Source organism: Parapedobacter sp. (assembly GCF_053550995.1).
This window is the reverse complement of the sequence record NZ_JBMQOC010000072.1, coordinates 52,025-64,604: the sequence shown is the minus strand read 5'-3', so window position 1 is coordinate 64,604 and position 12,580 is coordinate 52,025. Positions and strand designations below refer to the sequence as shown.

The following is a 12,580-nucleotide window of genomic DNA, read 5'->3' as shown; positions in this document are numbered from 1 at the left end:
TTCGGCTCCAATACGAAGCCGGCCTTCGGGATTTCGAAGTGTACGATCTCGTTGTGTTGCTTCGCATCGAGCACGCGGTCTTTGTAGGTGGCCAGGTACTTGCCCAAGTGTACATCATACGAATTCGTACCCAGGCATTCCCTGCGGAAAGGCTCGATAACGATGGAGCCGCTTTCCAGCTCCTCCAAAATGCGTTTGTCGGATAAAATCATTTCTTAACTAAGCTCGGGGCAAAAATACACTAATCAATCAGATTTTTAACGAACCGGTGGTAAATAACTATTTTTAAATAGCTATTTTTGACGCTATGGCATTGGCATATTTACGGGAATTGGACAATAACGTCCGGTTTGCCATTTGGCGTATCGAAGAATCGGCCGAAGACCTGATCAGCCGGATCCAGTTAGACGATCGCGAACGGGCTATCCTAAGCCGATTGAACAAGGGTAAACGAACGTTGCACTGGCTGGCCACGCGCGTCCTATTGCGAACGATGTTGGACACATCGGGGTTCATCGACTGCCCGTCGGATGAAAACGGCAAACCCTATCTGGTGAATTTCCCACAGCGTATTTCGCTGACGCACTCGTTCGATTATGCCGCCGTGATGATGAGTGACAACGGCGAAGTGGGTATCGATTTGGAGCTGGTGAAGCCGAAGATCGTCCGTATTGCCGACAAGTTTATGAAAGCTGAGGAGGTAGTAGCCATTGGCCGGGAGCACGTGGAGAAGCTCTACGCCTGTTGGTGTGCCAAGGAAGCGGTGTATAAACTGCAGGGCAACAAAGGCGTCTCTTTTAAAGACAACATGACCATACGGCCTTTCGAGTTCCAAGACCAAGGGATTTTGTTCCTGGAGCTGGATGCCCCGCACCGCAAGGAACAGTTCAAGGTATACTATGAAAAATTCCAGGAATATATGCTTGGTTACGTGATGGAAGGAGGGTTGGATTAAACGATGCTGAAAAGAGATTCATTAACGGCGATGATGCAGCAATTGAGCCACACGCTGGCCAAGGTGAAGCGCCTCATTTTGGAAGAAGAACATAAGGAGGCACTTTCGACGCTGGAAGGGGTATTGGGTGAGTATTTCGGAACGTCAATCACCGATTTGCTGGAAACACCGGCGAATGTTTTCCGCCAACATCTGGATCGGGCGGGCTTTCTGCCCGAGGAGCTGAGTTTACTGGCCGATTTTTTGGATACTTTGGCGGATACCTGCGAGCGACGTGTCGACCGGGACAGAATTTGGGAAAAGGTGTTGCTTATTTACGATGTGCTGGAGCAGGAACACAAGGTTGTATCGTTTGCCCATATTGCGCGGAGGGCGGCGATCGATGCCGCTAGCGACCGTTCATTGTAACCACCGGTTTTTATGTATGGTTAAGAGCTGGATAAGACTATGCCGCCGCCCGTCTTTCATATAGAGGGTTCCATGTACACCCACCTTGTTGGCCGTTACGGGTTTGCCGGATAGTTCGAGTAAATCCATGGTTTGCAGGTAGGGCGCCAAACCGGCCGGCAAACCAGGTTGCGTTAGCCTGTCGAAGTTGACCCGGAGGTACAGTAGTTCGTTACTTCGGTTGGATGGGGTAGGGAGAGGGTGTGGCCCCCGGGCCGTATGGAACTGTACATAGCCCGAAGGCAATGTGCTGACCCCTAGTCGAAATAGCGGCAATGCATTGCGATTGATGGTATGGGTAGATGTGTCCAGTACTCCTTGTGCCTGCAGGTAATCGGTAAGCCCCGTACGGGCAAGTACGGAACAGTAAATCTCGGGTACGGATTTATTCACCACTCTTTGGATCTCCACAAGTTCGAAATTATCGTCGTATTCAAATTCCACTATCGTGTCCTGCTGAGTAACGGTACCTTTCCATTCCATGATAATGGGGCCTTTGGAATACCCAAGCAAACGATCACCGTGCAGGGTATAGCCGCCAAAATCCCATTGCCGGCCCGAAATAAAAGCCGCTGGTCTCTCCTGAATCCATAAACTGACCGCATTGGAATCGGCGAAGTGAGGCGTTTTTTCCTGTCGGTCAGGTAGGTAATCCGTTTCAAAGGAACCGTTAAAGGCTATCGAACCCTTTCTGAAGTCGATGGAAAATCGGTGTGTGCCGCTGCCACTTACTTGCCCACTATCGTATATGATTTCACTGAAGTCGCTTTTGCTAACGGCAACCTGCCCACCCTGTTGCTGCAGTACATTTGCCAGTATCTCCGTTAGCGCGGTAAGGTCTGCTCGTGGCACGGTGGGTGACAGCGCAAACAAAGCACGTGTCGATTGGACGACGACCAAGGCGCGTGCAGACCGTGCAATGGTGCCATGTTTACTACTGCTGATTTCCATGCCAAGTTTTTCGCGGAGCCATTTGGTAAACGCTGTTGAATCATCGACTACCAACGAGCCGAAGTGGACGCTCGGGAACTGGCTGGCGAGCGCATGTTCCACCTGATAGAGGAAGATATTGGCAGGGATCCGTATGCCTAGCTGTTTCCAGGCCTTCAGGCTGAATTCGGCCGGTGCCTGTGCCATCGTATCACGGTCTGCAGCGCCATTCCACAGGGCGTTCCAGGCGATATCCCGGATCAGTCCATCCACATGGACGCGGACCACGGAGGTGGCATTGCGCGGAATCGGTGTTTGGCCAGCCCGGTATTGCCGATAGCTCCAATAACCCCAGCAGGTGGCTGCGGCCAGCAGGATGAAGCCCAGGGCCGCAAAGAGTAAGCGCTTGGCGACGGTCATGCAGGGTAGATTAGCCGAGCAACTCCCTTACCTGTTGGGAGGCCCGTTGGTTGTCGACCTTGTCGATGATGTGCCTGATGGTGCCCTCCTCGTCGATAATAAAGGTAGTGCGTAGCGTACCCATGTATTTCCTCCCGAAGAGTGTCTTTTGGGCCCATACACCATAATCGTTGACAATGCGTTTGTCGGTGTCTACCAGCAGGTGGAAAGGTAAATCGTATTTGTTGGCGAAATTGCGGTGTGAACGTTCCGAGTTGACGCTGACGCCGATGACCTCAAAGCCTTCCGCTTGCAGCGATTGGTAGTTGTCGCGGTAGTTGCACGCTTCGGTGGTACAGCCCGGTGTGTTGTCTTTCGGGTAAAAATAAAGGATGACCTTCTTCCCCTTGAAATCGCCCAACGACACGGTGTTGCCATGTTGGTCTATCGCTGTGATTGCCGGGGCCTTGTCGCCCGCCTTCAGTTTTGCCATATCTTACGGTTTTTGATGTGTTATTTTAAAAATGAGGCTTCGTAGACCTGTTTGTTATCTTTCCAGTCGACCACTTCCAGCCGGAATTGGTGCTTGCCGGACGGTAGGCTGGGCTCGAACGTATGCCATAGGGAACGCGATTTTGGGTCATATTCCATCAATACCCAATGATCATCAATATAGCCATTGAACGCTTGAACACCTGAGAGATTATCGGAAATTTTCACGTTGATGCTGCGTACTGCGCCCATATCTTTGCCCGGGCTTATGTTCTGCGGTTGGATGGTGGGCGGTACGGTATCCACGGCAATATGGAAACTGCCAAAAGAGCGGGTTTTGGTGCGTACCCAGCCATCATCGAAGTTGCCGCCGTGCGAGTTCCCCCGATCATCCACAATAATCGCCTTGGGTTTCAGGGCATCGGTCAGCGTGCTGTCCGGTTTGATTTTGAGCTCATAACTTTCGAAGAGTGGGATGAAGCGATTATGCACATGCTGCACCATCGAGTATCCATCTTTCGGACGGGCTCCCTGATGGTATTTGAAATGCAGATGGTCGTACAGGGCCCCTTTGGGCATGACGATTTCGATATGGTCGGCGGCGAAATGGTTTTCGCGGTCGTACTGGAACATTGCTGTACCGGTAGTGCGTTGTCGCTCTGGTAGGTAGGATGGGTCGTTTTTTACCTTCAGCATGTGGGTACTGGTGTTGCCGTGTGCATCGCGTACCCGATAGGTTAGCGTGTGCTCGAGTTGGTCGGTGAGGGTGATACTGCCATCGCCTTCGAGGAAATGGAAAATCGCTATGGGGTTATTGGGGTCTTTGAAGCTCTTTTGTACCCTTGTCCTTTTCAGGATGTAATAGGGGTAATCGATATAGGAGTGGATAGCCCGCGAGGTTGCAAACGACAATTCTTCGAAAAGGACGGTGCTGATAGGCTTATTGTCCAAGAAAAGTTCGATGGAATATACACCATTATTGAAGGTTGTGCCGTTATGCCGATCGGTGGTGTTGATGCCGATGCCAAACCGGCCATTTACCCGTACGGTCTGTTTATCGGTCAATGGGAGGTGCCGTCTTGGCGTATGTTCGCTGAAAGGCTGGTCCGCGAGGTCGTACACCGTAATGCCACGGATTGTGGGGGGGATGTTATCGGGGAACTGCAACCCGAAAAGCTGCGGATTGAGGGGAGCCTCGGTTTCGGTATCGCGTAATTCGAAATGGAGGTGCGGCCCTTGGGAGCTCCCTGAGTTGCCCGACAGTCCGATCCGGTCCCCTTTTTCCAGCCATACGGTTGTTGAGTCCAGCGGAACGTCGACGTCAAAACGCTCCAGTTCATATTGCTTTGCTTTTACGATGGCCGTAAGCTGGGGAGTAAACTCCTGCATATGCAGATACACGCTGGTGTACCCATTGGGGTGGTTGATGTATACTGAATTGCCCCCGCCGCCCACCTGCACACGTATACGCGATACGTAGCCCTCTGCTACCGCAAAGATGGGTAGACCTACCCGTTGCAAGGTTCGGTAATCGTCGCCGGCGTGGAAATGCGTGGAACGCAATTCACCGAAAGTGCCCGACGCCTGCGGAGCGATGGCCAATGGGCTCCGGAAGTACCCAATGGGGTAATCGCGTGTTTTGATGACAGCGGGCTGTGCCTCCGCCACGAGGGTCGAGAATAAGCTTATCCAGAAACAGAACGCCTTTATATACATATACGATGGTTATTTCACATGAAAATGGAACATCCGTTGGTCGGCGATGAAACCTTCGAGGTAGTCACCGATGGCTACCGGGCCCACACCTGCCGGGGTACCCGTGAAAATAAGATCACCCTTGCGCAAGGTGATATACTGCGATACGAATACCAGGATATCCTCAAATGAGAAAATCAATTCGGCGGTGTTGCCCTGTTGTACCGTCTCCCCATTTTTATCCAACCGGAAAGCGAGGTTACGCAGGTCGCCGAACGTATCTTTGGGAACCAATGCGCTGATCGGTGCCGAGCCATCAAAGGCCTTGGCGAGCTCCCAAGGCAATGACTTTTCCTTGTGTTGCTGTTGGATATCCCGTGCCGTGAAATCAATCCCCAAACCAACGGAATCGTAATAGGTATGAGCAAATTTCGCGCCGATGTGCTTTCCTTCTTTACAGATGCGAAGAACGACTTCCACTTCATGGTGGACGTTTTTGGAAAAAGCCGGGTAATAGAAATCACGATTGTCTTTCAATAGTGTCGTATCGGGTTTGAGAAAGATTACGGGTTGCTCCGGCACCGGGTTGTGTAATTCTTTGGCATGTTCTGTATAATTGCGGCCGATGGCGATAATCTTCATTTTGTATGATGTTTGGGGCAAACTTAGCTAAATTCCACTGCAATTCGGGAAAATGCCCACGGTGATTTCGCTTGCAACTAAATCAATTATTACATACCTTAGCCCCGTTTTCGCGCACGGTTGGGAGGCCGAACAAACCAAAGAAAAAAACAAACAAATAAGATTGTTTACCTGTTAAAACATTCATAAACATGTCAATATATATTGTTTCTCGGTCAGCTAAAATATTTTAGCTTATAACGGTCCGGTCGGGTTGAACCGATAAAGTGCAATTGATAGTATTCCACTGGCGTGCGGTATAGCGAGGAAACACGTCAATAGTAAGCCAACATGAATAAAGAACCAACAAATGAATGATGTACCAATAACACAAAATGATGAACCAACAATTAACTAAAACATGTAGTGGGAGAATGCGGTTGACATTCCTTTCGCTAGCCGCCGCATTGCTGGCGGGGCCCGCGGTTGCGGGAAATGGGCTTACGGCACGACATACGGTCGCCCCGGTTGTACAACAAACCGTCACCGGTACGGTCACGAACGCAACGGATAACATGCCGTTGACGGGCGTGTCTGTTGCCGTAAAAGGCACCTCTCGTGGCGCTGCAACCAATGATGCGGGGCAATACACGATTTCTGCCGAGGCGGGCGAAACCCTGGTGTTTTCCTTTTTGGGTTATACCCCCCAAGAAATCGTGGTGGGGCAGGCAGCTACCATCAATGTGCAATTGGAAGAAGATGCAGAGAGTTTGGAGGAAGTGGTGGTTGTCGGATATGGTACGCAGCGGAAGTCGGACTTAACGGGATCGGTAGGCGTGTTGTCGGCGGAAGACCTGCTGCAGGCTCCCGTTAACAATGCATTGCAAGGCATGAAGGGGCGTGTTGCGGGCGTTAACGTATTCCTGAATTCGGGTTCCCCGTCGGGGAGTCCACGCATCCTGATCAGGGGGCTGGGTACCATCAACTCCTCTTCCAACCCGTTGTTTGTCGTTGACGGGGTAGCGATGGAGAGTATCCAATTCCTCAACCCCAATGATATCGAGCGGATGGAAATCTTGAAAGACGCATCCTCGACAGCTATCTACGGTGCGCGGGGAGCAAACGGTGTTATCTTGGTTACGACCAAACGGGGTGCGAAAGTTGGCGGTACGGTGGTGAGCTACGACGGTTTCCTGAACGTAGGTACCCTGCCGCGCAAGATCGACGTCCTTAATTCGGCCGAATGGTTGGAAGTGATTGAACGCGGTTTTGCCAATCATTCCAAATACAGTACGGGTACTATTCCAACGCTTACCCGGGATGATCCGAGGCTCTTTGATGCAGAGGGAAACCCCTTGTACGATACCGATTGGCAAGAGGAGGCGACACGCACGGCGGTGTCACACAACCATCAGTTTGCCGTGCAAACCAAGGCAGATAACTCATCATTCGGTGCGTTTATCAATTATGCTAATATGCAGGGGATTATGCTCCGTAACGATGTGCAACGTATCAATGGTAAGATTGCTTACGATGCGCAGCCGAAAGATTGGTTGTCATTAGGCGTTAATTTGCTGGCAAACTACACCAAGGAGAACGAATTTGAAGAAGGTGGGGGGCACCAGATGCCCCGGCGATCGATGCTTGAGATGGTGCCGATCTTTCCGGTGAAGTTTCCCGACGGGACCTGGTCAAACAGTAGCATGATTACCGACCCATTTGGCTTGGAGGCCATCCCGAACCCCGTACATGTGCTCGAAACGCAGGATCGTCTCCGTAAGCGGCAACAACTGTTTGGAAATGCTTACTTAACTTTCCATATCCTGCCCGGATTGGACCTACGTACACAATTCGGTTTTGATAAACATGACACCAATATCCAGGAATACAGCCCCACTGATTTGATTAACATTTCACAACCATTGGGCCGTGCTTACCTCGAGAACCAACGGTCTTTTTACTGGCAGGAGGAAACCTACCTGAATTACAATAAAGAGATGGGAGACCACCGTATCAATTCCGTACTGGGATTAAGCTGGCAGCAACGTATCTATGAGAATAACTGGGTTTCTGCCGAGGGTTTTGCGGACGACTTTTTCCGCTTCAACGCTATCCAATCGGCCAGCCAACCGGGAGCCCCGGGGTCGTCGTATGATAAATGGGCAATGAACTCTTATTTTTTGCGCGGCAGCTACAGTTACAAAGATCGTTACTTGGTGACCGTGACGGGCCGGATCGACGGTTCTTCCCGGTTCGGTGAGAACAATAAATATGGCATCTTTCCGTCGGCTGGTTTAGGCTGGGTATTGTCAGAAGAGTCATTCCTAAGCGATGTGCAGGCCCTGGATGAGCTTAAAATCCGTTCGAGCTATGGTATAACCGGTAATACCGAAATCCCGACTTATCAATCGCTCGGAACGATTTCCACCGGGACAACACTCATCAACGGGAGCCGGGTGTCACAGAGCTACGTCAACCGCTTGCCGAACCCGAATTTGGAATGGGAAAAGACAAACCAATTCGACGTTGGCTTCGATCTGGCGATGTATAACCGCCGTCTAACCGTGGCATTCGATTATTACTACAAGCTTACGACAGACCTGCTGCTCGATAAGCCGGTGCCTTACTCTACGGGTTTCACCGGCGTACGGGACAACATCGGATCGGTATCCAACCGTGGTGTAGAAGTGCTGTTGAGTGGTATGCCCATAGCAAATGATGTATTTAATTGGCAATCCACACTCAATTTCAGCTTCAACAAGAATCGCATCGAGGAATTGGGCGAGAATGATGAGGATATCTTCCCGGGCCCTAATTGGGTTTCGGGAAGCCAAACCATCCTGCGCGTAGGGGAGCCCCTGAGTTCGTATTGGGGCTACCGCCGCCTAGGGACTTGGGGTACTGACGAGGCCGATGAACCCGCCGCGGTTGGTGCTATTCCGGGCGTTGCCAAGCGCAGTACGGAACGGACCATCATCGGAAATGGCCTGCCTGACTGGGTAGGTAGCTTCGTGAATAACTTTAGCTACAAGAACTTCGACCTTACCGTCGATCTCCAGTTCGTTTGGGGTGTGGATATCCTGCAGCAGTTCACGCATTCCATGGAAGATCGGACCGGATTGTCAAATGGCTTGGCTACAACCTTGTATGACAGCTGGACGGAAACGAATCAAAATACGATGGTTCAACAGATTCGAAACGGTGCTTATTCTGGCCAGAACAGCGAAGTAGACGACCATTGGGTGGCCGACGGCTCGTATCTGCGCGGAAACCTCATCTCGCTTGGCTACAATTTCGGCAGCGTGTCATTGAATAAGATGAACCTGAAAGGCCTGCGGGTGTATGCCAGCGTACAGAACGCGTTCCTGATCGATTCCAAGGAATTCAAAGGGTATGATCCGGAAGCGACGTCGTGGGGCGGTAATCAATGGGGGCAGAATATTTTCTTCTTCCAATACCCAAACCCACGCACCTTTACGATAGGCACCAGTTTCCAATTCTAACCTACAAAACGATTGAAGATGAAAAAGTTAATAGCAATTATAGTTACCGCGGGAGTACTGGCGACCTCCTGCTCGGAATTCTTGACCGAAGAGCCGAAGGATGAAATCGCGCCGAGCCAGTTTTTCAAAAATTCGGAGCATGCCTATAATGCGGTGAACGCGTTATACCGGTCGGGTGCGCCATCGTTGTTTGGCGCTAGCGTTTACGCGGGGTCGAGGTTGATGTTCGGGCCTTACATGTCGGGGTTGGTAGACAATGATTACAAGGGACAGGAAGTGCACGTGCAACATGCCCAAGAACTGACGTTGAATAGTGTGAACATGTCGGGTTACCTCGGTGGGTTTTGGCGCGATATGTATTTGGGCATTTCCCGTGCAAACAATGCCATCAAGTATATTCCAACGACACCGGGGTTATCTGAACCCGAAGCCAATAAATTACTTGCGGAAGCCCGTTATTTCAGGGCGATGAATTATTATTACCTCGTTCGCTTTTTCGGCGGCGTACCCCTCATCACGGAGCCTTATGAAGGGTTGGAGAACCTGTATGTTGAACGTGCTCCCGTAGCGGATGTATACGCGCTTATTGTGGAGGACCTCACGTTTGCCGCTCAAGACGGCGTGCTTTCGGAATCGACGATGAGTGGTAACGGAAACCGGATCACGCAGGGCGCGGCACAATCGATGCTAGCGGAGGCATATCTCACGATGAGCGGATACCCGCTACAGGCCGACCGGTATGCGGATGCTGCGCAAGCGGCCCGCAGTATCATATCCAGCGGTGTGTACAGCCTTACCCAGCATGGAAGAAATGCACAAGGTGAAGTAGTCCCGGCCAACAGTGCCTATAATAAAGCGCGGATTGCGGATAACCTTCCCAACGAGCAGATCTATTATTACGAGTATGAAGTAGGTATTTCCAATTCGGGCTATACGCAGTATGCCTTCCCGGTAAGCATGGCACCGGAATTGGCATACGCCATTTTCAATAACGCTTATCGGCCTACGGCTGATTTGTTACAGGCCTATGATGCTGACGAAGACTTGCGTATCCAGGAAAAGCAATACTTCCATTCGTCGCTGACGAGGGCCAACGGCACGGTAGCCCACTTCGATACGGCACCGTACGTTTGGTTTGATGAGGAGGCTTCGTTAGAGACTGCTACATCCGGTAAGGACCTGCCGATCATGACGTATGCCAATGTTTTATTGGTAGCTGCTGAGGCGATTGCCCAATCAGAAGGCGTTACCACCGAAGCCATTGACTATCTGGCACAGGTAAGAAGCCGGGCTTATTGGAAGCAAACAATGGCGGAAGTTAAAGCGGATCTGGCTGGTCTGAGCCCGCAGCAGTTTATAGAGGAAGTGTGGAAGGAGCGTTTGCGCGAATTGATCTTTGAGTTCCACGTGTGGTCGGATATCCAGCGTACGCGGCAATTCCCCGTAACCGGTGCGGATGGCCGGATCGATTTTGTCGACGTTGTTGGTCACCAGAATAGTTTTGGCGCTACGTATAGTGAAGATAACCTGTTATTTCCTATTCCGGATGATGAATTACAGCGGAACCCTTCGTTGGATCCAAACCCCGGATACGGTAATTAATCGTTAACTGCCAGCAAGTTGTTACATAACTTGTTGGCAATTTTATTATATTAGCAGCGTACGCTTTGTTATGTGCAAGACGTGCGGAAACAGAAAAAGCTAAAACAATTTTATTTACATGTTCAATGGGCCAAGCATGATTCGTTTGATGATGAAAGGTCCCGTCCCGTCTAGGCGGGTAGGTATTGACAACTAAAAGGTAAAAACAAACAGATGAAAAAAAGTAATCAAGCAAAGGCAGGTGCCACGCGAAGGGATTTTCTCAAAACCGGAGCAGCGGCGGCCGCGGGCTTCATGGTGGTACCCCGCCATGTACTGGGCGGCGCGGGTTTTACGGCGCCCAGCGACAAATTGGTGGTAGCAGGCATTGGTGTAGGAGGTAAGGGAAATTCCGACCTCCGTAATTTTCATGAGAGTGGTAAGGCAGAGATTGCCTTCCTTTGTGATGTGGATGACCGCCGCGCAGCGGATTCGGTGAAACGATTCCCAAAAGCCAAATATTACAAAGATTACCGGGAGATGCTCGATAAGGAACACCGCAACATGGATGCTGTGTCCGTATCGACCCCCGATCATAACCACGCCATACAGGCATTGGCCGCCATGCAATTGGGAAAACATGTGTATGTCCAGAAACCGCTTACACACGACGTGTTTGAAGCGCGTGCGCTGACGCAGGCAGCAAAAAAATATAAGGTAGTGACCCAGATGGGTAACCAAGGAGCATCTGGCGATGGTGTCCGTATCATGCGCGAATGGTTTGATGCTGGACTGATTGGCGACGTGCATACCATCTATACCTGGACAGACCGGCCGGTGTGGCCGCAAGGTATCCAATGGCCGGCGCAGAAAGCGGAGGTGCCCAAGGAACTTGATTGGGATCTTTGGCTGGGTACGGCACCTTACAAAGATTATATCGATAAGTTGGTGCCGTTCAACTGGCGCGGTTGGTGGGATTACGGTACAGGTGCACTTGGCGATATGGGATGCCATATCATGGAAGCACCTTTCAGTATCCTGGGACTCCAATATGTGAAAGACGTGCAGGCCAGTATTGGAACTGTCTATGTTGACGAGTTCAAGCGCGGTTATTTCCCCGAGAGCTGTCCGCCGTCGAGCTACGCCGTGCTTACTTTCCCGAAATCTGAAAAGACAGTGGGGGATGTGAAGATCCATTGGATGGACGGCGGCATACAACCGCAACGCCCGGAAGAATTGGGGCCGAATGAGGTCTTTGGCGATGGTGGCAACGGTATTCTCTTCGTGGGTACGAAAGGCAAGATGATGGCAGGCTGCTATGCTGAAAATCCTCGGTTATTGCCTACTTCGTTGACCGAACAGCATAAGTTGCCGGTTAAGTACGAACGGGTGCCGAATGGATCGGGGGGCCACTATGCACAATGGGTAGAAGCTTGTATCGCGGGCCCCGGCAACAAGGAAGTAAGTTCGCCGTTCTCCATTGCGGGTCCGCTAACGGAAGCATTACTCATGGCCAATTTGGCTATCCGTGGTTCGGACTTACGTATTGACAATAAATATCCGGGAAGAAACCTAAAGTTGATTTGGGATAACGACAATATGAAGGTGACCAACTTCGACGAGGTTAACCAATTCGTGAAGCGGAAGTACCGCCAAGGTTGGGATTTGCCGACGGTTTGATAACTAGTACATTTTAAGCAAACGGGGTATGCCGACGGTGTGCCCCGTTTTTTTGTGTCTTAAGATGATCATTGCAATTAATTGCAAATTATTTAGACTTATTATAAACTAGTGTATATATTTGTTCCCGTAAAATAAATAGGCCGCGCAGTTCGCACCTGCACGGCCGGCCCACCAAGGGTGGTTGCTTTTAACATATTGGTATACATTCAAAAGCTATGCAAAATAGACAAATTTTGTTTGCAGTGGCAATTGGCACCTGTAAAATTATCGCTAT

Annotated in this window: 10 protein-coding genes; 5 read left to right on the top strand and 5 right to left on the bottom strand. The window is 50.7% G+C overall.

The window, feature by feature from the left end; genetic code table 11:
• Positions 1-212: dCTP deaminase domain-containing protein (locus tag ACO1NT_RS10540; protein ID WP_449048592.1), on the bottom strand; the 212-nt coding region annotated here is incomplete at its 3' end.
• 95 nt (positions 213-307) lie between these two features.
• On the opposite strand from ACO1NT_RS10540, the gene ACO1NT_RS10535 reads away from it, so the two are divergent.
• Positions 308-955, top strand: coding sequence for a 4'-phosphopantetheinyl transferase family protein (locus ACO1NT_RS10535; RefSeq protein ID WP_449048591.1), 648 nt, complete (start codon positions 308-310; stop codon positions 953-955).
• Positions 956-958: 3 nt separating this feature from the next.
• Entirely contained in the window at positions 959-1,363 is a 405-nt protein-coding gene (locus ACO1NT_RS10530; RefSeq protein ID WP_449048590.1) for a hypothetical protein, read from the top strand.
• On the opposite strand, the gene ACO1NT_RS10525 is transcribed toward ACO1NT_RS10530, so the two are convergent.
• The 4 genes from ACO1NT_RS10525 to ACO1NT_RS10510 are packed head-to-tail and all read right to left on the bottom strand — an operon-like array spanning position 1,355 to position 5,560.
• Positions 1,355-2,752, bottom strand: coding sequence for a hypothetical protein (locus ACO1NT_RS10525; protein ID WP_449048589.1), 1,398 nt, complete (start codon positions 2,750-2,752; stop codon positions 1,355-1,357). The two genes, ACO1NT_RS10530 and ACO1NT_RS10525, sit on opposite strands and share 9 nt — an antisense overlap.
• 10 nt (positions 2,753-2,762) lie before the next feature.
• The gene (gene bcp, locus ACO1NT_RS10520) at positions 2,763-3,224 is read right to left on the bottom strand and encodes a thioredoxin-dependent thiol peroxidase (protein ID WP_449048588.1); all 462 of its coding nucleotides are present in this window, start codon (positions 3,222-3,224) and stop codon (positions 2,763-2,765) included.
• Positions 3,225-3,244: 20 nt separating this feature from the next.
• Positions 3,245-4,939: a M23 family metallopeptidase gene (locus ACO1NT_RS10515; protein WP_449048587.1), complete on the bottom strand. Its 1,695-nt coding sequence runs from the start codon at positions 4,937-4,939 to the stop codon at positions 3,245-3,247.
• A gap of 9 nt (positions 4,940-4,948) precedes the next feature.
• On the bottom strand, positions 4,949-5,560 hold the full coding sequence (locus ACO1NT_RS10510; RefSeq protein WP_449048586.1) for a fumarylacetoacetate hydrolase family protein: 612 nt from the start codon (positions 5,558-5,560) through the stop codon (positions 4,949-4,951).
• 413 nt (positions 5,561-5,973) lie between these two features.
• On the opposite strand from ACO1NT_RS10510, the gene ACO1NT_RS10505 reads away from it, so the two are divergent.
• From ACO1NT_RS10505 to ACO1NT_RS10495, 3 genes are all read left to right on the top strand, one after another.
• Complete coding sequence (locus ACO1NT_RS10505) at positions 5,974-9,042, top strand: SusC/RagA family TonB-linked outer membrane protein (protein ID WP_449048585.1); 3,069 nt, start codon at positions 5,974-5,976, stop codon at positions 9,040-9,042.
• A gap of 18 nt (positions 9,043-9,060) precedes the next feature.
• Positions 9,061-10,644, top strand: a complete 1,584-nt coding sequence (locus tag ACO1NT_RS10500; RefSeq protein WP_449048584.1) for a RagB/SusD family nutrient uptake outer membrane protein — start codon at positions 9,061-9,063, stop codon at positions 10,642-10,644.
• A 213-nt stretch (positions 10,645-10,857) separates the two neighbouring features.
• Positions 10,858-12,303: a Gfo/Idh/MocA family oxidoreductase gene (locus ACO1NT_RS10495; protein ID WP_449048583.1), complete on the top strand. Its 1,446-nt coding sequence runs from the start codon at positions 10,858-10,860 to the stop codon at positions 12,301-12,303.
• Positions 12,304-12,580: the final 277 nt, after the last annotated feature.